Here is a 17,987-nt window from a genome sequence, read left to right on the forward strand (position 1 = left end):
CATCCTCAAGGCGAAAGTAAGTAGCCGCTGCGATAGGCTTCGGCGCCCGCGACGTGGGCGATCACCATGCCGGCCGTGGCCATGCGCCGCAGCGAGCGGGCATAGAGCAGACCGGAAGCGGTGCAATGGACTGGCGTGACCCGATCGTTGATCGGGTCGATGATTTCGGCGATTTGCTGCCCGGCTTCCAGCTGCTGCCCGGGCGTGGCGGTGTACACCAGCAGGCCGCCGACCGGCGTGGTGACAGGTTCGACGCCTGCCAGCGGAGTGGCCGGGAATGGCAGCTCCGGCAGCGGTTTCGAGGCGCCTGCGATGGCACCGAAGTGAGTCAGGTAATCGAGCAGCGCCTGGCAGTCACGACTGGCCACGGGATGGCTGACGTCGCCCTGGCCGCGCAGCTCGACCGTCACCGAGAAACTGCCGAGGGGGATTTCGAAGTGCTCGCCGAAGCGTTCCTTCAATTGCCACCACAACAGGGTGAAGCATTCGTCGAACGACTGACCGCCGGAGTCGGTGGCCAGCAGGCTCGCCTTCGATTCGATGTAGCGCGCCAGCGGCTCGACCTGGGGCCAGGCCTCGGGCGTGGTGTAGAGGTGAACCACGGATTCGAAATCGCAGTGCAGGTCCAGCACCATGTCTGCGTCACAGGCCAGCCGTTGCAGGGTCAGGCGCTGGGATTGCAGCTGAGTCGTGGCGGTATGGCGGGCGAGGGCGTTGCGCAGGCTGGTGCGAATCAGTTCGAGGTTGCGCTGCGGGTCGTCGCACAGTTGCGATTCGATTTCGTTGCCGATCTCTTCGCTGAGGTCGACGAACCAGCGGTTGAAATTCTGCCCGCTCTCCAGCTCGTAGCGGCCCAGCGGCACGTCCATCAGCACTTGTTCGAGGCCGACCGGGTTGGCCACCGGCACCAGCACGATTTCGCTGATCAGGCGGCCGGCGGCTTCCAGCTCCGCCAGGCGCTGCTTGAGGTGCCAGGCCACCAGCATGCCGGGCAGTTCGTCGGCATGCAGCGAGGACTGGATATAGATTTTGCCTTTGGCCTTTTCCGGGCCGAAGTGAAAACTGTGGATCTGTCGTGCGGTCCCCGGCAGCGGGGCCAGCAGGTCATGTATCTGGTGGCGCATTGCAGAGAGGTCCTAGTGAGTCGGCCCGAGGAAGGCCAGCCATCGGCGTTCGGCAAGACGGAACAGGCCGACCAGCGCGAAGGTGATGGTCAGGTAGATCAGCGCGGCGATGCCGAACGACTGGAAGGTCAGGTAGGTCGCCGAGTTGGCGTCCCGTGCGACTTTCAGGATGTCCGGGATCGTTGCGGTGAACGCCACGGTGGTCGAGTGCAGCATCAGGATCACTTCGTTGCTGTAATACGGCAGCGAGCGACGCAGTGCCGACGGCATGATCACGTAGGCATACAGCTTCCAGCCGGTCAGACCGTAAGCCTTGGCCGCTTCGACTTCGCCGTGGTTCATGCTGCGGATCGCCCCGGCGAAAATCTCCGTGGTGTAGGCGCAGGTGTTGAGGGCGAAGGCGAGGATCGTGCAGTTCATCGCATCGCGAAAGAATGCATCGAGCATCGGCTGGGCGCGCACGGCGGCCAGGCTGTAGATCCCGGTGTAGCAGATCAGCAGCTGGATATAGAGCGGCGTGCCCCGGAACAGGTAAGTGTAGAACTGCACCGGCCAGCGAATGTAGAAGTGCGGGGAAACCCGGGCAATCGACAGCGGGATCGACACGATGAAACCGATGAAGATCGACGCACTGAGCAACCACAGGGTCATGGCCAGCCCGGTGATGTTGTTGCCGTCGGTATAAAGGAAGGGTTTCCAGTATTCCTGCAGGAGTTCGATCATCGTACGGCCTCCCGGGCACCGGCGGCGTAACGGCGTTCGAGCCAGCGCAGGATGACGTTCGAGGCACTGGTGATCAGCAGATAGATCAAGGCGGCGAGTACCAGGAAGTAGAACAGTTGATAGGAGCTTTTGCCGGCGTCCTGGGCGGCCTTGACCAGATCCGCCAGGCCGATAATCGACACCAGCGCGGTGGCCTTGAGCATCACCATCCAGTTGTTGCCGATGCCCGGCAGGGCGAAGCGCATCATTTGCGGAAACACCACGAAGCGAAAGCGCTGGCCGCGTTTGAGGCCATAGGCCGTGGCGGCTTCAACCTGACCCCGTGGCACGGCGAGGATCGCGCCGCGGAAGGTTTCGGTGAAGTACGCGCCATAAATGAAGCCCAGGGTGATCACGCCGGCCGTGAAGGAGTCGATTTCAATGTAATCCCACTCCATGACGTCGGTCAGCGCGGTCAGCCAGGTTTGCAGGCTGTAGAAGATCAACAGCATCAGCACCAGGTCCGGCACCCCGCGAATCAGCGTGGTGTAGAGCTGGGCGGGCAGGCGCAGCAGTTTTGATTTGGACAGTTTGGCACTGGCGCCCAGCAGGCCGAGCAACACGGCCACCAGCAGCGACAACGCCGACAATTTGATGGTCATCCAGGTGCCTTCCAACAGCAACGGACCGAAGCCCTTGAGGCTGAAGGCGGAGAGCCCCAGATTTTGTAAGAGGTTTTCGAACATAAATCAGCAACCTGAGCGGATGAAAAAGGCGCCCATCGAAGGATGGGCGCCGGTGCATTATTTGCCGCTGTACAGATTCAGATCGCCAAAGTGTTTCTTTTGAATCTCGGCGTATTTGCCGTCGTCGTGTAACGCTTTGATACCTTTATCTAAAAGCGCCTTCAGCTCTTTGTTACCTTTCTTAATACCGACAGCGGTTTTGGCTGGCAGCAATTCGCTGTCAACCGGCTTGCTGACTTCGTAGGCGGCACCGTCCGGCGACTTCAAAAAGCCCAGTTCGGCTTGCAGCATGTCCTGGATCGAGGCGTCGAGACGGCCGTTTTTCAGGTCGGCGTAGACCTGATCCTGGTTGGCGTAAGCCTGGATTTTCACCCCGGCCTTCTCCAGCACGGCCTTGGCGTAGGCTTCCTGGATGGTGCCTTGCTCGTAACCGACGGATTTGCCCTTGAGCGAAGCAACGTCATCGGTCAGGCCGGAACCCTTCTTGAATACGTAGGCCGTCGGGCCGGAGAACAGCTCGCTGGAGAAGTCGATGGCCTTTTCACGGGCCGGTGTTACCGTCATCGACGAGATCACACCGTCGAATTTATTGGCGTTGAGGCCCGGAATCATGCCGTCGAAGTCGCTTTCGACCCACTTGCACTTGACCTTCAGCTCGGCGCAGATCGCGTTGCCCAGATCGATGTCAAAGCCCACCAGGCTGCCGTCGGCCGCTTTCGACTCGAACGGTGCGTAGGATGGATCGACGCCAAAACGCAGCTCTTTGTATTCCTTGGCCAGCGCGGAGCCGGCGGCCATGCACAACGCCAGTGCAGAAAGGGTCAGCAATGCTTTTTTCATTATTCAATCCCTAAGAACCAATATGAGCGCTTGTGGCGCAGAATTATTGTTACTGGAACGCTTACGACTTATAGAAAGTAGCAATTTCCGAACCAGAGTCCCGAACAAGTGTTTTAAAAGGTGTAGGAAGGGAGGGTGCAGCGGGAGGAATGCCCGAAAACGGGCACGGAAAATCGGATGCACTGTTTATAAGCATGATCGTTCCCACGCTCTGCGTGGGAGTGATCAGATTGAGCATCGGGAGGTGGGATCAGACCAGCAGGTTCTGCAACGTCGCCAGGTTGTCGGCTTCTTCCACGGTCTTGTCCTGGCGCCAGCGCAGCATGCGCGGGAAGCGCACGGCGATGCCGCTCTTGTGCCGGCGCGACAGGGCGATGCCTTCGAAACCGAGTTCGAACACCAGGCTCGGTGTCACGCTGCTGACCGGGCCGAATTTTTCCACGGTGGTCTTGCGCACGATGCTGTCGACCTCGCGCATTTCCTCGTCGGTCAGGCCGGAATAAGCCTTGGCGAATGGCACCAGGGCGCGGGCGCTGGAACCGGGCGGCCCGTCCCACACCGCAAACGTGTAATCGCTGTAAAGGCTGGCACGTCGGCCGTGGCCGCGCTGGGCGTAAATCAGCACCGCGTCGACACTGAACGGGTCGACCTTCCATTTCCACCACACGCCCATGTCCTTGGTGCGGCCGACGCCGTACATCGCGTCGCGGGCCTTGAGCATCATGCCTTCGACCCCCAGTCGCCGGGAGGCTTCGCGCTGCCGGGCGAGGTCGAACCAGTCGCTGCCGGTCAGCACCGGGGAGGGCAGCAGCACCGGGTTGTTGCACCGGGTGATGACCTGTTCCAGCTGTTCGCGCCGTTTGATCTGCGGCTGGTTGCGCCAGTCTTCGCCCTGCCACTCCAAAAGATCGTAGGCTAGGACCACCACCGGTACGTCTTCGAGGATTTTCCTGTCCAGGGTCTTGCGACCGATCCGTTGCTGGAGCAGGGCGAAGGGTTGCACCGCCGGTGGCGCCGTCGAATCCGGATCAAAGGCTTCGGCGTCAGGCCGGGTGTTTTTCCAGACCACGATTTCGCCGTCGATCACCGTGCCGTCAGGCAAGCCTTCAACCAGCGAGTCGAGTTCGGGAAAGCGTTCGGTCACCAGTTCCTCGCCACGGGACCAGATCCACAGCCGCCCGTCACGTTTGACCACCTGCGCGCGTATCCCATCCCACTTCCATTCCACCTGCCAGTTGCTGGCCGGGCCGAGCAAGTCTTCGAACTGCTCGACCGGTTGCGACAGACCGTGGGCGAGAAAGAACGGATACGGCTGGCCGCCACGCTGGGCGTGTTCGTCGCTGGACTCGGGGGCGATCAGTTTCAGATAGCTGGCGGCGTCCGGCCGGTTGGACAAATCGGTGTAACCCACCAGCCGTTGCGCCACGCGTTTGCTGTCCAGCCCGGCCATCGAGGCCAGAGCGCGAGTCACCAGCAATTTGGACACGCCGACGCGGAAGCTGCCGGTGATCAGTTTGATGCACAGCATCAGGCTCGGCCGGTCCAGTTGCGCCCACAGCGCTGGCAACTGGCGAGCGAGGTATTCCGGGGTTTCACCGCGCAGCGGCAACAGCTTGTGCTCGATCCATTCGGCGAGGCCGGCTTCGGAGGTGTGCGGGTTTTCCGGGAGCACCAGCGAAATGGTTTCCGCCAGATCGCCGACCGCCTGATAGCTTTCCTCGAACAGCCATGGCGTGAGTCCGGACACTTCGACGGCGAGTTCGCGGAGGATCCGTACCGGCACCAGTTGCCGAGGGCGTCCGCCGGACAGAAAGTAAACCGCCCACGCGGCATCTTGCGGTTCCGCCTGGGCGAAGTAGGCCTGCATGGCCGCCAGTTTCGCGTTGCTGGAGGTGGTGGCGTCGAGTTCGGCGTACAACCCGGCGAAGTCTTTCATGGTTGCACCTCGGCGACGACGGGTTCGACGGCGAGGCTGTCCTGTTCATCATCGCCGTATTCGGTGTTGAAGCCTTGGGCATCCAGGCCTTTTTCGCGCAGGTGGCGGACCAGCACGCCGATCGAGCCGTGGGTGACCATCACCCGTTCGGCACCAGTCTGTTCGATGGCCCACAACAGGCCGGGCCAGTCGGCGTGATCGGAAAGCACGAAACCGCGATCCACGCCGCGCCGCCTACGGGTGCCACGCAAGCGCATCCAGCCGCTGGCGAAGCTGTCGCTGTAGTCGCCGAAACGCCGCATCCAGCTGCTGCCGCCGGCCGAAGGCGGGGCGATGACCAGCGCCTGACGCATCAGCGGGTCGTTTTTCTTCACGTCGCCGGCGTAGATCGTCGGCGGCAGGTATACACCGGCCTCGCGATAGACCCGGTTCAGCGGTTCCACCGCGCCGTGGCTGAGGATCGGGCCGAGGGTTTCGTCGATACCGTGGAGGATCCGCTGGGCCTTGCCGAAGGAGTAGCAGAACAGCACGCTGGTTTTGCCCGCCGCAATGTTGGCCTGCCACCACTGATTGATCTCCCCGAACACCTGCGCCTGCGGCTGCCAGCGGTAGATCGGCAGGCCGAAGGTCGATTCGGTGATGAAGGTGTGGCAGCGCACCGGTTCGAACGGCGCGCAGGTGCCGTCGGGTTCGATCTTGTAGTCGCCGGAGGCGACCCAGACTTCGCCGCCGTATTCGAGTCGTACCTGAGCCGAGCCCAGAACGTGTCCGGCAGGATGAAAACTCAAGGTGACACCGTGGTGGGTCAGGCGCCGGCCGTACTCAAGTGATTGCAGGTTGATGTCCTGACCCAGACGCGCACGCAGAATGCCTTCGCCGGCGCTGGCCGCCAGATAATGCGCGTTGCCGGTGCGGGCGTGATCGCCGTGGGCATGGGTGATCACCGCGCGCTCGACCGGGCGCCACGGATCGATGTAGAAGTCCCCGGCGGGGCAGTACAGGCCTTCGGGGCGGGCGATAACAAGGTCCATGGCGTTACCGGAATGGAGGGACTTGTTAGCTATGAGGTTTGGGCGAAGTCAGAAGTTCGATTGATTTTGCGGGTCATTGCAAAACCCGTGTGGGAGCCGGGCTGGCTCCCACACGGAGGATCGCATTTACTTGCCTGGAGTCAGCGTCAACCGCGTCTTCCCATACACCCGCTCGAAGTTCTGCGGCTGCATCGGCAAACCGATGTACTGGCCCTTGAGCCAGGGATCGATGCCGTTGAGGTAGTTCGGACTGGCCGGATTACCCGATTGCCCCGTGCCGTTCTGGCCCATCAGCGGTTCGCTCTGGCTGAAGTCGACGATGAAACGCATCGACGGCGCCCGGGTGGTGTTGAAGTCCTGTCCCCAGGCAAACGCCGCCGTGTTCAGAGTGGTGTGGTCACCGCCCGCAGCGATCGGACCGCGAACGATCTGGCCGTTGGCGTTCTTCCATTCGTAGCGGTGCAGTTTGCCCCACTGCCAGGCTTTGCGGTCGCCGCCCAGTTGACTGTCGCCGGCGCTGATCGCCGCCGCCAGGCTGCGGGCGAGGATCGTCGGCTTGTCTTCTTTCTGCGGGGTGCGGGCGTCGTCCCAGAACGGACTGTCCTCGCGGCCCAGCAAGTGATCGGCCTGCGCCGAGTAGGACAAGTCACTGTTGGCGATAAACGCTTTCCACGCCGGGCTGTTCTGCGGGCCGAGTTCGTCGAGGAAGATCTGCTTCATGCTTTCCTGCAGGAACAACTCGTAGATCGCCGCGTCGGCGGAGGTCGGACTGAGCTTGCCGTCGAACGCCATCAAGCGGGTGTAGGCCTCGCGGGCCTTGCTGCGGTCGGCTTCCGGCAGGGCGTCGATCGCCTGTTTCAGCGGCTGCGCCATGCCCGGGGCTTCGAACATTTTCTTCAGCTTGGCGGCGAAGGTGGTGGTCTGGTCGTACTGCATGGCGATCATGCTGCGGCCGTCCTGTTTGCCGCTGCCGGCCAGTTCCGCGAGGCGCTCGCCACGCTCCGGCGCGGCCCAGGAGTTGGACAACTGCATGCCGTAGCCGTGAGGGATGACGCGCTGGTTGGCGGTGCCGAGCCAGCCTTGGGCCGGATCCTGATCGTACGGGTGTAGCATCGGGTCGGCGTAACCGTCCCAGTCGTAGCGACCGTCCCAGCCCGGCGACGGCAGCAGGCCTTCGCCTTCGCGGCGGTTCGGGAAGCGCCCGGTGACTTGCCAGCCGATGTTGCTGGCATCGGCAAACACCAGGTTCAGCGCGATGGCGCGGATTTCCCGGCTGGCGTCCGAGGCGCGTTCAGCAGTTTGCGCGCGGCTCAGATCGAAAAACGCATCGAGGGATTTGTCGTCGGTGAAGCTCGGCGTCTGCAAGGCCAGGCCGAAACCGGCGCCCTGGGTGCCAGCCTGAGCACTGTTGAGCAACGCGCCATGGCGGGTTTCGTACACCGCTTCGCGAATCGGCCGCTGGCCTTTGACGAAATAGGTTTCGTTGCGCACGCCCAGTGGCTGCCATTTGCCGTTGACCTCGTAGGTCAGGCTGCTGCCCTGGCGTCGGATTTTTTCCAGGAACAGGTCCTGGTTGTCGCCGAAGACGCTGGTCGCGCTCCACGCCACTTTGCCGTTGAAACCACCGAGCACCATCGGCAGACCGGCCACGGTCACGCCGGCGGCCTGGTATTTCGGCGCGTGAATCTGCACGAAACTCCACAGCGACGGCGCGGCCAGCGGGCCATGGCTGTCGCTGGCCAGCAGGCTCTTGCCGCTGCGGCTGCGTTGCGGGGCAATCGCCCAGTTGTTCGAAGTGCTGGCGCCGAGCAGGTTCATCGCCGCCAGTTGTTCGCTGGCGTTGCTCAGTTCGCTCAGGCCCGGAATCTGCCCGTTGAGCTTGATGCCTTGCAGCTTGTCGGCTTCGGCCACCGGCAGGTTTTCGTCGGGGGCGGACGGGGTCAGCCAGGCGAGTTTGTCGGTGGTGACGGTCTGCGCCAGCACCAGCGAGGCGATTTCTTCCGGCAGGTTGGCCGACTGGCTGAAATTCAGCAGGCAGAAAATCAGCGCCGAATCTTCCGGTTTCCAGTATTCAGGCTTGTAGCCGCTGGAGGCCAGATCCCCCGGCAACTTGTCGGCGTAGCGGAACAGGTAGGCGTTGACGCCCCGCGCATAGACTTCGAAGAAGCGCTTGAGCCTTGGCGACGAGGCCTTGTACAGCTCGCCGGCGCTTTTCTTCAGGTTGACGGCGCGCATGTAGCGGTCGGCGTCGAGCATCGACGCCCCGGACATTTCCGCCAGACGCCCCTGGGCCAGCAGGCGCAGGGTGACCATCTGATTGATGCGGTCGCTGGCGTGCACATAACCGAGGGCGAACAAGGCGTCGTGGAAGCTGTTGCTTTCGATCAGCGGCATGCCCATGGCATTGCGGCGTACCGAAACGTTCTGCGCCAGGCCCTTGAGCGGCTGCACACCGGAGGTCGGCGGGAGGGAATCCTGAGCGTTCCAGGTCTGGCAACCGGAGAGGCTCAAGACACCGGTCACTGCTGCGGCAACGCCGAACCGGGGAAGAAAATGTGAAAGGGCTGGCGAGGCCATGGCAAAGCTCCTGCGGGGGTGTAGAGGCTGGGGGCGCAATAAAGCCGCTACGTTAGTGAGCAGGAGGGGGCCGCGCAAGCGGGGCGAGCGGTTATTTCTTCCCGTTGATCGTTCCCCCGCACGGGAACGATCAGGCCGGGTGACTCAAGCCTTCGGCGGATTGATCTTCTGCACCAGCGCGTAGGCCTTCACGGTCGCCGGGCGATCCTTGATGTGGTTGAACCAGCGCAGCACGTTCGGGAAGTCTTCCAGGTTCTGGCTCTGCCATTTGTGGGAGACGATCCACGGGTAGATCGCCATGTCGGCGATGCTGTACTCGCTGCCGGCAACGAATTCATTGTCGGCCAGTTGCTTGTCCAGAACGCCGTACAAACGTGCGGTTTCATCGATGTAGCGCTTGATCGCGTAGGGGATTTTTTCCGGGGCGAACTGGCTGAAATGATGGTTCTGGCCGGCCATCGGCCCCAGCCCGCCCATCTGCCAGAACAGCCATTGCAGCGCCACCTGGCGGCCACGCAGATCCTTGGGCAGGAACTTCCCGGTCTTCTCCGCGAGGTATAGCAGGATCGCGCCGGACTCGAACAGCGATAACGGCTCGCCGCCATCGGCCGGCTCATGATCGACGATGGCAGGGATGCGATTGTTCGGCGCGATCTTCAGGAAGTGTGGCTGGAACTGCTCGCCCTGGCTGATGTTGATCGGGTGCACGTTGTAGCGCAGGCCGGCCTCTTCGAGGAACAGGGAAATCTTGTGGCCGTTGGGCGTGGTCCAGTAGTACAGGTCGATCATGGAAAGCTCCAAGTCAGGATGGGTACGGACAGCAAACGCCGGCTTCAGGTTGTCCTGTGTGCGTTCGATAGCTTGCTTAGTGACAGGAGGTGATGCTCAAGTACGGGAAATTCAATGACCGCGCGTGAGAAAAATCGCCATGGAGCTTCAGGCCAACGCTGCACTGATCATCATCGACCAGCAAAAGGGCATTCTGGAGCCGCGTCTGGGGCGGCGGAATAATCCGTTGGCCGAACAACGGATCCTCGATTTGCTGGACTATTGGCGGCGCAGCGGGCGGCCGGTGATTCACGTGCAGCACCTGTCGCGCTCACCGGATTCGGTGTTCTGGCCAGAACAGTCCGGGGTGGAATTTCAGGACAGGTTTCTGCCGCAGGACGGCGAGTGGCTGATCCAGAAACAGGTGCCGGATGCGTTTTGTGCGACGGGGCTTGAAGTGAAATTGCGTGACGCGGGGATCGGACAATTGGTCATCGTCGGTGTGGCGACCAACAACTCGGTGGAGTCCACGGCGCGCACGGCGGGCAATCTGGGGTTCGAGGCGTGGGTGGCGGAGGATGCGTGCTTTACCTTCGACAAGGCTGATTACTTCGGCACGCTGCGTTCGGCGGAAGAGGTGCATGCCATGTCGCTGGGGAATCTGCACGGGGAGTATGCGACGGTGGTTGGTAGTGCCGGGATTCTTGCGGCCCGATAGGGCTTTGCTGAATGTGCCGCCGCCATCGCTGGCAGGCCAGCTCCCACATTTGACCGAGTTGCTCCTGACGGAACGCGATCCCTGTGGGAGCGAGCTTGCTCGCGATTGGCGGTGTATCAGGCGAAGAAAATATTTACCTGAAACATCAAGCGCCGTGGCACTTCTTGAATTTCTTGCCGTTGCCGCACGGGCAAGGGTCGTTGCGGCCGACGTCTTTCAGGGCGTTGCGCACCGGTTCCTGGTGGGCGTGGCCGCAGTTCGGGCCGTGGACATGGCCATGGTCGTGATCATGGTGGTGATGGTCATGATCGTGGTTGCAGTCTGGGCCATGGACATGAGGTTGCTGGGTCATCGGGGTCACTCCGTAATCAAATCGGCGGGGATTATCACGCCATTGCGTTCCAGGTGCACGTAGTGAGCGATGAATAAACCGGTTTCCATCTCGCCTTGCAGCCGGTAGGGAACCTGCTGGTGCGGATTTTTCAGCATTTTCACCACGTCCTTGACCTTCGGCCACAGGTTGGTGCGGATCGGCACCTTATAGAAAGCACTGCTTTTGGCCCCGACGGTGATCCAGTGCTCATGCTCGCCCTCGGCCAGCAGCATGTCCGCCAGATGTACGCGGTATTCCAGGCCGCGCACGGTCAGCTCACTGTCATTGGGATTGTCGATGCGAAAGTGCAGGATGAATTTCTGCTCCAGCAACTTGGCGCGCACCACTTCGACTTTCACCAGATGCACGGCGGGGTCGAGGGTGTCGTCGGCAAACCATGAGGCACAGCCGCCGAGCCCCAGAAACAGCAGCAGCGTGAAGGCTTTGAATGTGTGCCATTGACCGACCATCGCAGAACTCCCTTTTGCGCCCAGTCTAGTTGTCACTCACCTCACGCGCCGAAATAGCCCGCGCAACACTTCTTGAACTTCTGCCCGCTGGCGCAAGGGCAGCTGTCGTTGCGCCCGAGCTTGAGCTGCACGGTCGGGTCGATGAAGTACCAGCGCCCGCCGTTCTGTACGAACGAAGACCGCTCGCGGTGACTGTGCTCACCCTGACTGTCATGCCAGCGCGCGGTGAAGGTGACGAAGGCGTGTTCCGGCTGGCCGCCGAAGACTTCCGAACTCTCGACGTTGAGGCCGAGCCAGGTGCTCGATGCGCTCCAGTTGCTGATCGACTGCCGATCAAGTCCGGCTTGCTGGGCGGGCAGGGTAGTCGCCACCAGATAATCGATCAGGCCCAGCACGTAGGCGCTGTAGCGCGAACGCATCAGGGCTTCGGCGCACGGAGCCGGATGGCCCGCATGATAATGGCCGCAGCAGGCATCCAGCAGGTTGCCGCTGCCGCAGGGGCAAATGGCTGTACTCATTGCATTACCACCAGTATTTCCCGAAGTTTTCCGGATTGGCCCAGAACCGCGAGTTGAGCCAGTCGGGGACTTGTTTGTAGTCAAGCAGATCATAGGTGAACAGGGTCAGCACCTGCTCATCCCGGGCGAAGCGTTCGCTGGCCTGCAGAGCCAGAGAATAGAAATCGGTTTCCTGCCAGCCACTGGCCGGCAGGTCGGCCAGCACGGCGATGCGGCTGGCGTTGAGGTTGCGGATCCCGCCGAGCAGATTCAGGCCATCACGCTTGGGCAAATGCTCCAGGCAATCGACCACCAGCGCCAGATCGAAGCGCTGTGCAGCGAGGTCTGCGGGCAAGGCACCGGGCGCGGCGTGAGCAACGCAAGTGTCCGGGTGCGCATCCTTGAAAGCGGCCAGTGCCGGAAATTCGCTGGCGCCGATCAGCAGCAGACGTGCCGGGGCGTAGCGGTCGAGCAGAGCGGCCAGTGCCTGCTGTGGCGTGCGGGAAGAAATCGCGACGTTCATCGAAGCTCCTCAATCAGATCGCCAAGACTAGCCTGCCCGAGCGTCGAGGCCTAGATCTCTGTTCTGCGGGTTTGCGGCAAATGCCTCGAAGTCCTGTGAACACGCGCGCAAACAGCAGTGGCCTATTGCTGGCGGAGATTAAAACTCCGGTCTTTACTCCCTGAATCGGTTCTAAGCCGATCCCTCAGGAGAAAACTAGATGAGCATAGTTCGGACAGCATTACCCTTGGTTCTGCTAACCAGTGTGTTGACTGGTTGCGCAGGTTTGCAGAAAACCGACTGGCCGACCTGTGCGGCAGTCGGCGGTGTCGTCGGTGCGGGTCTTGGCGCGACGGAAAGCTCTGCATGGGCAGGCTATGGCGCATTACTCGTTGGCGGTACGGCGGCAGCCTATTGCTGGGTGCACGGTGATGGCGATGAAGACGGCGACGGTGTGCCGGACAGTCGCGACAAGTGCCCGCACACGCCTCGCGGCACCAAGGTCGACGCAGACGGCTGCCCATTCCCGGCCCCTGCACCCGTGGTTGAAGAAGCTGTAGTGGTCAAGGAAGAAACCATCGTCATCCGCGATGTGCACTTCCAGTTCGACAAGGCCACCCTGACGCCTTCCGACAAGCTGGTTCTCGACAAGGTCGCCACGCGCCTGAAACAGGAATCGAGCACGGCGCGGCTGACCGTGACCGGTCATACCGACAGCGTGGGCAGTGATGCCTACAACAAGAAACTGTCGGATCGTCGGGCGCACTCGGTGGTGGAATACCTGATCCATGACGGTGTGCCACGTTCCAGCTTCGTTTCGGTGACCGGTGCCGGTGAAAGCCAGCCAGTGGCGGATAACAAAACCGCCGATGGCCGTGCGCTGAACCGTCGCACGGAAATCAAAATCGAGCGTTGATGCCCTCGCATCCGCGGCTTGTGCAGTCGTGGATGCGGGTCTTTACTCCTGTGTAACCGGTATGGGCCGGTGACACAGGAGCTTTCATATGAGTGTTCTCTCACGGTCCGTCTTACCGGTGCTGCTGGCAGGCAGCCTGTTGACCGGCTGCGCTACCCACAGCGATGGCACTGCCCCCCTCAATCAACGTACCTGGCCGATCTGCAGCGTCATTGGCGGACTGGTCGGCGGCGGTCTCGGCGCCATTGAAAACGGTGGCTGGGCCGCAGGCGGCGCGGCACTGGGTATCCTCACCGGCGGGCTGATCTGTTATGCCCAGGATGGCGACGAAGACGGCGATGGCGTGTTCGACCGCCGCGACCGTTGCCCTGACACTCCACCGAACACACCGGTCGATCATCGCGGCTGTCCGCTGCCGCAATACCCGGTCACCGAGAAACCGGCCGAGCCGGCCCCGCAATCCGAAGTCATCACCCTGAGCGATGCCGGCAACGTGCTGTTCGCGTTCGACAAGTCCGACCTGACCCCGGCCGCGAAGAGCCAGCTCGATGCGCTGATGGACAAGTTGCGCAATGCCGACGTGGTGAGCATCAAGGTGATCGGCCACACCGACAGCAAGGGCACCGATGCCTACAACCAGGCTTTGTCGGAACGTCGCGCGAGCAGCGTGGCGGCCTATCTGTTGAGTCAGGGGCTGGCGCCGGAAAAACTCACCAGTGAAGGGCGTGGCGAGCGTGAACCGGTCGCCGACAACGAGACCGAAGAAGGGCGCGCGAAAAACCGTCGCGTGGAGTTGCACATCAATCGCTAGGACTCTTCTGTAGTCCGCAGGCTAGAGCTGTCGGTCGACGATCATCGTCGAACCGGCAGCCATCCGACGAGTGCCCGGAACTTTTTTATTTGCCCCTCTGGCTTATCCCGTACGGAAGCCGTTACTGTGCGCCCAAAGAATAATTCGCAACACGGGGGAGCGTATGAAGGTGTTCTGTGGGCTGGGGCGATTGTTGACCCTGGTGTTCTGCTGCGTGGTACTGGCCAATCAGCTGGTGCCGTTTGTTCATCCGTTGCATCTGCTGGTCAATCTGGCTGGCGTCCTGCTGCTGGCCATCCACCTCCTTGAAGTGATGCTGTGCAACGCCAGCCTCAAAGGTCGGCCGCACCCATGGCGCGATCGTGGCCGGGTCCTGCTGTTCGGCGTTTTCCACCTGCAAACCATCCCGGCCCCGGCCGCTCCGGAGGCTTCCCATGCGTAAACTCTGCCTGCTCGCTGCATTCATCAGTCCACTGGCCTGTGCCCAGGTGGTCAGTGTCGAAGCCAACTCCCTGATGCGACTGCCCAACACGGCCAGCACGTTGCAGCTGGAAAAACTGGTGGTCGCCGATTACGGCACCTTGCTGGTGCCCTCGAACGTGACCGAGCTGAGCGTCGGCGAATTGCAGCTGGGCCACGAGGCACGTATTGCCATCGTGCCGGGCGAACAGGCACTGGACATGAAAGTCATCCGCGCCCGGTTTGCCGACGGGAGCCGTATCACGGCTCACGGCGCACCGGGCACTTATGAAAAAGCGGCTCGCGCCGGGCGTAACCTGAACCTGCAATTCAAGACGCTGGAGGCTCCACGGCTGATTGTCGATGCCCGTGGCGGCACCGGTGCGCCGGGTTTTGTCGGGCTCGACGGGGCCAACGGTCAGGAACCGGGCTGCACCTGGGGCCAGGCCGGGCACGGCTTCGACGGCAGTGACGGCAGTAACGGCCAGCCTGGTGCGCCGGGCGCGCTGGTGCGGCTGGAAGTGCCACGGGAGTTTCCGGCGGAGCTGATCAAGGTCGATGTGGCCGGTGGTGCCGGCGGGGCGGCGGGGCCAGGTGGCAAACCGGGCGCCGGTGGCAAGTCCAAGGGCTGCCTGGTGTATCGCGCCGATGGCGGCAAGAACGGCAAGCCGGGGGCCGACGGTCAGCCGGGGCCGGCCGGTGCGGCGGGTTCGGTTACGGTTCAGCGCCTGTAAGCGAATCGCTGTCTGATCGTTCCCGCGCTGCGGGAACGATCAGCAATACGTCAGAACGAAGGTCTCGCCGCCGCAATAGCCACCAGCAGCACGCCGACCAGCAAATTGATCCCCACCACCCGACGAATCCGTCCCAGCACCGCCGCACCTGTCGGCCAGTCCTTCGCTTGAACCGCCGTGCGCAATTCCGGCAGCATCAAACCCTGAACCCGGATGAACAGCGCGGTCATCACCACGTACAACCCCATCATCACCTGCACGTACTTCGGTGCAGTCTCGAAGCCGATGTGCTGCAGATGCAACATGCCCACCCCGGTCACCGGCAGCAAAATCACCGCGCCCCACACCCAGCGGAAAAAACCTTGAAACACTTCCACCCACAGGGACAGTCTGCCGGGGCCGTCCAGAGCCTTCACCGCCGCGGGGCGCAGCACCATCCAGGCGAAAAACATGCCGCCGACCCACACCAGGGCGGCGAGGACATGAAGGGGGTAAACGAGGCTAAAAGGTGTCATTGGGGTACTCCGATCTGCGCAGGATTGATTAGCGGGGTATGATAGCGGCCGATCCGAACCACTGAAAATTTATCCAGCGTTTTTTGCGCCCGACACTCAATGATCAGCACTGAACTCAAAACCACGATCCAGGGCGCCTATTCGCGTTTTCTAGAGGCCAAGAGCCTCAAGCCGCGTTACGGCCAGCGCCTGATGATCGCTGAAGTCGCCAAGGTCCTCGGGGATATCGACACCGACGACGAAGGCCGGCGCAGTGGCGACCCCGCGATTGTCGCGGTGGAAGCCGGCACCGGTACCGGCAAGACCGTGGCCTACAGCCTGGCCGCGATCCCCACGGCGAAACTGGCCGGCAAGCGCCTGGTGATTGCCACCGCCACCGTCGCCCTGCAAGAGCAGATCGTCTACAAGGACTTGCCCGACCTGATGCGCAACAGCGGGCTGAACTTCAGCTTCGCCCTGGCCAAGGGCCGTGGCCGCTACATGTGCCTGTCCAAGCTCGACATGCTGCTGCAGGAAGGCCACGCGCAGACTGCCACGGCGCAGTTGTTCGAAGAAGAAGGCTTCAAGATCGAGGTCGACGAGGCCAGCCAGAAGCTGTTCACCAGCATGATCGAGAAACTCGCCGGCAATAAATGGGACGGCGACCGCGACAGCTGGCCCAACGCGCTGGAAGACGCCGACTGGGCGCGCCTGACCACCGATCACAGCCAGTGCACCAACCGTCATTGCCCGAACTTCGGCCAGTGCGCTTTCTACAAGGCCCGCGAAGGCATGGGCAAGGTCGATGTGATCGTCACCAACCACGACATGGTGCTGGCCGACCTGGCGCTGGGCGGCGGGGCAGTGTTGCCCGATCCGCGCGACACCATTTACGTGTTCGACGAAGGCCATCACCTGCCGGACAAGGCCATCGGCCACTTCGCCCACTACACACGTCTGCGCTCCACCGCCGACTGGCTGGAAACCACCGCCAAGAACCTCACCAAACTGCTGGCCCAGCATCCGCTGCCGGGGGATCTCGGCAAGCTGATCGAGCAGGTGCCGGAGCTGGCGCGGGAGATCAAGACCCAGCAGCAGTTCATGTTCACTGCGTGCGAGCAGATCGCCGACTTCAAGCCCGGCGAAGATGTCGAAGGCCGCGAGCGCCCGCGCCATCGATTCATCGGCGGGGTGATTCCCGAGCACATGCGCGAGATGGGCATCGAGCTGAAGAAAGGCTACTCACGTCTCAACGATCTGTTTACCCGTCTGACCGACCTGCTCAAGGAAGGCATGGACGGCGAGGTCAACATCGGCATCGCCAGCAACCAGGCCGAAGAGTGGTATCCACTGTTCGGCAGCCTGTTGTCCCGTGCCTCCGGCAACTGGGAGCTGTGGACCGCGTTCACCGCCGAAGACCCGGAAGAGAGCCCGCCGATGGCCCGCTGGCTGACCCTGGCCGAAAGCGGTTCGCTGTTCGATATCGAGGTCAACGCCAGCCCGATCCTGGCCGCCGAAACCTTGCGCCGCAGTCTGTGGAACGTGGCTTATGGCTGTCTGGTGACCTCGGCGACGTTGACTGCGCTCGGTACGTTCGACCGTTTCCGCATGCGTGCCGGGCTGCCGAAAAAAGCCGTCACCGCCGTGGTGCCGAGCCCGTTCCATCACGCCGATGCCGGTGTGTTGCGGGTGCCGGACCTGAAAGCCGACCCGCGTGATGCCGCCGCCCACACCGCCGCGATCATCCGCGATCTGCCGGAGCTGGTCGAAGGCTCGCGCGGCAGTCTGGTGCTGTTCTCTTCGCGCAAACAGATGCAGGACGTGTTCGACGGCCTCGACCGCGACTGGCGCAAGCAAGTGTTCATTCAAGGCAACCTGTCGAAGCAGGAAACCCTGAACAAACACAAGGCGCGGGTCGATGGCGGTGATTCCAGCGTGCTGTTCGGTCTGGCCAGTTTCGCCGAAGGGGTGGACTTGCCGGGGGCCTATTGCGAGCACGTGGTGATCGCCAAGATTCCGTTCTCGGTGCCGGACGATCCGGTCGAAGCCGCGCTATCGGAATGGATCGAAGCCCGGGGCGGCAATCCGTTCATGGAAATTTCGGTGCCCGACGCCTCGCTGAAGCTGGTTCAGGCCTGTGGCCGCCTGCTGCGTACCGAAGAAGACCGCGGCACCATCACCTTGCTGGACCGGCGGCTGGTCACCCAGCGCTACGGCAAGGCGATCCTCAATGCGTTGCCTCCTTTCCGTCGTGAAATATCCTGAGACATCGGTGGGCAGTTTTGCCCG

The 17,987-nt window shown here is 62.3% G+C and carries 19 protein-coding genes; 6 read left to right on the top strand and 13 right to left on the bottom strand.

Annotation, left to right across the window (positions count from 1 at the left end):
• Positions 1 to 5: 5 nt before the first annotated feature.
• The 8 genes from CAG02_RS09215 to CAG02_RS09250 all read right to left on the bottom strand — a co-directional run bounded on the left by CAG02_RS09215 (position 6) and on the right by CAG02_RS09250 (position 9,745).
• Entirely contained in the window at positions 6 to 1,124 is a 1,119-nt protein-coding gene (locus CAG02_RS09215; protein WP_085712924.1) for a succinylglutamate desuccinylase/aspartoacylase family protein, read from the bottom strand.
• Positions 1,125 to 1,136: 12 nt separating this feature from the next.
• Positions 1,137 to 1,847, bottom strand: a complete 711-nt coding sequence (locus CAG02_RS09220) for an ABC transporter permease (RefSeq protein WP_085712925.1) — start codon at positions 1,845 to 1,847, stop codon at positions 1,137 to 1,139.
• The gene (locus CAG02_RS09225) at positions 1,844 to 2,572 is read right to left on the bottom strand and encodes an ABC transporter permease (RefSeq protein ID WP_065259276.1); all 729 of its coding nucleotides are present in this window, start codon (positions 2,570 to 2,572) and stop codon (positions 1,844 to 1,846) included. Before CAG02_RS09225 ends, CAG02_RS09220 begins: the two co-directional genes overlap by 4 nt.
• Positions 2,573 to 2,629: 57 nt before the next feature.
• Positions 2,630 to 3,412 (bottom strand): transporter substrate-binding domain-containing protein, encoded by a 783-nt coding sequence (locus CAG02_RS09230; protein WP_065259277.1) that lies wholly within the window; start codon positions 3,410 to 3,412, stop codon positions 2,630 to 2,632.
• Between the two features lie 250 nt (positions 3,413 to 3,662).
• Positions 3,663 to 5,348 (bottom strand): ATP-dependent DNA ligase, encoded by a 1,686-nt coding sequence (locus CAG02_RS09235; RefSeq protein WP_085712926.1) that lies wholly within the window; start codon positions 5,346 to 5,348, stop codon positions 3,663 to 3,665.
• Positions 5,345 to 6,379: a ligase-associated DNA damage response exonuclease gene (locus CAG02_RS09240; RefSeq protein ID WP_085712927.1), complete on the bottom strand. Its 1,035-nt coding sequence runs from the start codon at positions 6,377 to 6,379 to the stop codon at positions 5,345 to 5,347. The genes CAG02_RS09235 and CAG02_RS09240 overlap by 4 nt, the downstream gene beginning before the upstream one ends.
• A gap of 126 nt (positions 6,380 to 6,505) precedes the next feature.
• Positions 6,506 to 8,956: a penicillin acylase family protein gene (locus tag CAG02_RS09245; RefSeq protein WP_085712928.1), complete on the bottom strand. Its 2,451-nt coding sequence runs from the start codon at positions 8,954 to 8,956 to the stop codon at positions 6,506 to 6,508.
• A 144-nt stretch (positions 8,957 to 9,100) separates the two neighbouring features.
• Positions 9,101 to 9,745 carry a glutathione binding-like protein gene (locus CAG02_RS09250; RefSeq protein ID WP_085712929.1) on the bottom strand — a complete coding sequence of 215 codons (645 nt, stop codon included), beginning with the start codon at positions 9,743 to 9,745 and terminating at the stop codon, positions 9,101 to 9,103.
• A gap of 139 nt (positions 9,746 to 9,884) precedes the next feature.
• Between CAG02_RS09250 and CAG02_RS09255 the strand changes: the two genes are divergently transcribed.
• Entirely contained in the window at positions 9,885 to 10,442 is a 558-nt protein-coding gene (locus tag CAG02_RS09255) for a cysteine hydrolase family protein (RefSeq protein WP_085712930.1), read from the top strand.
• Between the two features lie 145 nt (positions 10,443 to 10,587).
• On the opposite strand, the gene CAG02_RS09260 is transcribed toward CAG02_RS09255, so the two are convergent.
• The 4 genes from CAG02_RS09260 to CAG02_RS09275 are packed head-to-tail and all read right to left on the bottom strand — an operon-like array spanning position 10,588 to position 12,305.
• Complete coding sequence (locus tag CAG02_RS09260; RefSeq protein ID WP_007955014.1) at positions 10,588 to 10,794, bottom strand: SEC-C metal-binding domain-containing protein; 207 nt, start codon at positions 10,792 to 10,794, stop codon at positions 10,588 to 10,590.
• A 5-nt stretch (positions 10,795 to 10,799) separates the two neighbouring features.
• Positions 10,800 to 11,285 carry an LEA type 2 family protein gene (locus CAG02_RS09265; RefSeq protein WP_085712931.1) on the bottom strand — a complete coding sequence of 162 codons (486 nt, stop codon included), beginning with the start codon at positions 11,283 to 11,285 and terminating at the stop codon, positions 10,800 to 10,802.
• Between the two features lie 41 nt (positions 11,286 to 11,326).
• Positions 11,327 to 11,803, bottom strand: coding sequence for a YchJ family protein (locus tag CAG02_RS09270; protein WP_085712932.1), 477 nt, complete (start codon positions 11,801 to 11,803; stop codon positions 11,327 to 11,329).
• 4 nt (positions 11,804 to 11,807) lie between these two features.
• Positions 11,808 to 12,305, bottom strand: coding sequence for a DUF6231 family protein (locus CAG02_RS09275; protein ID WP_065261926.1), 498 nt, complete (start codon positions 12,303 to 12,305; stop codon positions 11,808 to 11,810).
• Positions 12,306 to 12,504: 199 nt separating this feature from the next.
• On the opposite strand from CAG02_RS09275, the gene CAG02_RS09280 reads away from it, so the two are divergent.
• The 4 genes from CAG02_RS09280 (at position 12,505) to CAG02_RS09295 (ending at position 15,204) form a co-directional block, all read left to right on the top strand.
• On the top strand, positions 12,505 to 13,200 hold the full coding sequence (locus CAG02_RS09280; protein ID WP_085712933.1) for an OmpA family protein: 696 nt from the start codon (positions 12,505 to 12,507) through the stop codon (positions 13,198 to 13,200).
• Positions 13,201 to 13,288: 88 nt separating this feature from the next.
• Positions 13,289 to 14,011: an OmpA family protein gene (locus CAG02_RS09285; protein WP_085712934.1), complete on the top strand. Its 723-nt coding sequence runs from the start codon at positions 13,289 to 13,291 to the stop codon at positions 14,009 to 14,011.
• 163 nt (positions 14,012 to 14,174) lie between these two features.
• Positions 14,175 to 14,453 carry a DUF1145 domain-containing protein gene (locus CAG02_RS09290; protein WP_085712935.1) on the top strand — a complete coding sequence of 93 codons (279 nt, stop codon included), beginning with the start codon at positions 14,175 to 14,177 and terminating at the stop codon, positions 14,451 to 14,453.
• Complete coding sequence (locus CAG02_RS09295; protein ID WP_085712936.1) at positions 14,446 to 15,204, top strand: collagen pro alpha-chain precursor; 759 nt, start codon at positions 14,446 to 14,448, stop codon at positions 15,202 to 15,204. Before CAG02_RS09290 ends, CAG02_RS09295 begins: the two co-directional genes overlap by 8 nt.
• A gap of 50 nt (positions 15,205 to 15,254) precedes the next feature.
• Here CAG02_RS09295 and CAG02_RS09300 read toward each other — a convergent pair whose 3' ends face one another.
• Complete coding sequence (locus CAG02_RS09300) at positions 15,255 to 15,719, bottom strand: CopD family protein (RefSeq protein WP_085712937.1); 465 nt, start codon at positions 15,717 to 15,719, stop codon at positions 15,255 to 15,257.
• Positions 15,720 to 15,818: 99 nt separating this feature from the next.
• On the opposite strand from CAG02_RS09300, the gene dinG reads away from it, so the two are divergent.
• Complete coding sequence (gene dinG, locus CAG02_RS09305) at positions 15,819 to 17,963, top strand: ATP-dependent DNA helicase DinG (protein WP_085712938.1); 2,145 nt, start codon at positions 15,819 to 15,821, stop codon at positions 17,961 to 17,963.
• Positions 17,964 to 17,987 lie beyond the last annotated feature (24 nt).

This window comes from Pseudomonas sp. R43(2017), assembly GCF_002112345.1.
Lineage (GTDB): Bacteria > Pseudomonadota > Gammaproteobacteria > Pseudomonadales > Pseudomonadaceae > Aquipseudomonas > Aquipseudomonas kribbensis.

Excerpts from the sequence above, each read along its gene's own strand:
- CAG02_RS09230 (WP_065259277.1), bottom strand. The coding sequence starts at position 3,412 with ATGAAAAAAGCATTGCTGACCCTTTCTGCACTGGCGTTGTGCATGGCC.
- dinG (WP_085712938.1), top strand. The coding sequence starts at position 15,819 with ATGATCAGCACTGAACTCAAAACCACGATCCAGGGCGCCTATTCGCGT.
- CAG02_RS09240 (WP_085712927.1), bottom strand. The coding sequence starts at position 6,379 with ATGGACCTTGTTATCGCCCGCCCCGAAGGCCTGTACTGCCCCGCCGGG.
- CAG02_RS09295 (WP_085712936.1), top strand. The coding sequence starts at position 14,446 with ATGCGTAAACTCTGCCTGCTCGCTGCATTCATCAGTCCACTGGCCTGT.
- CAG02_RS09250 (WP_085712929.1), bottom strand. The coding sequence starts at position 9,745 with ATGATCGACCTGTACTACTGGACCACGCCCAACGGCCACAAGATTTCC.
- CAG02_RS09270 (WP_085712932.1), bottom strand. The coding sequence starts at position 11,803 with ATGAGTACAGCCATTTGCCCCTGCGGCAGCGGCAACCTGCTGGATGCC.
- CAG02_RS09255 (WP_085712930.1), top strand. The coding sequence starts at position 9,885 with ATGGAGCTTCAGGCCAACGCTGCACTGATCATCATCGACCAGCAAAAG.
- CAG02_RS09280 (WP_085712933.1), top strand. The coding sequence starts at position 12,505 with ATGAGCATAGTTCGGACAGCATTACCCTTGGTTCTGCTAACCAGTGTG.
- CAG02_RS09285 (WP_085712934.1), top strand. The coding sequence starts at position 13,289 with ATGAGTGTTCTCTCACGGTCCGTCTTACCGGTGCTGCTGGCAGGCAGC.
- CAG02_RS09275 (WP_065261926.1), bottom strand. The coding sequence starts at position 12,305 with ATGAACGTCGCGATTTCTTCCCGCACGCCACAGCAGGCACTGGCCGCT.
- CAG02_RS09265 (WP_085712931.1), bottom strand. The coding sequence starts at position 11,285 with ATGGTCGGTCAATGGCACACATTCAAAGCCTTCACGCTGCTGCTGTTT.
- CAG02_RS09260 (WP_007955014.1), bottom strand. The coding sequence starts at position 10,794 with ATGACCCAGCAACCTCATGTCCATGGCCCAGACTGCAACCACGATCAT.
- CAG02_RS09245 (WP_085712928.1), bottom strand. The coding sequence starts at position 8,956 with ATGGCCTCGCCAGCCCTTTCACATTTTCTTCCCCGGTTCGGCGTTGCC.
- CAG02_RS09235 (WP_085712926.1), bottom strand. The coding sequence starts at position 5,348 with ATGAAAGACTTCGCCGGGTTGTACGCCGAACTCGACGCCACCACCTCC.
- CAG02_RS09300 (WP_085712937.1), bottom strand. The coding sequence starts at position 15,719 with ATGACACCTTTTAGCCTCGTTTACCCCCTTCATGTCCTCGCCGCCCTG.
- CAG02_RS09220 (WP_085712925.1), bottom strand. The coding sequence starts at position 1,847 with ATGATCGAACTCCTGCAGGAATACTGGAAACCCTTCCTTTATACCGAC.
- CAG02_RS09290 (WP_085712935.1), top strand. The coding sequence starts at position 14,175 with ATGAAGGTGTTCTGTGGGCTGGGGCGATTGTTGACCCTGGTGTTCTGC.
- CAG02_RS09215 (WP_085712924.1), bottom strand. The coding sequence starts at position 1,124 with ATGCGCCACCAGATACATGACCTGCTGGCCCCGCTGCCGGGGACCGCA.
- CAG02_RS09225 (WP_065259276.1), bottom strand. The coding sequence starts at position 2,572 with ATGTTCGAAAACCTCTTACAAAATCTGGGGCTCTCCGCCTTCAGCCTC.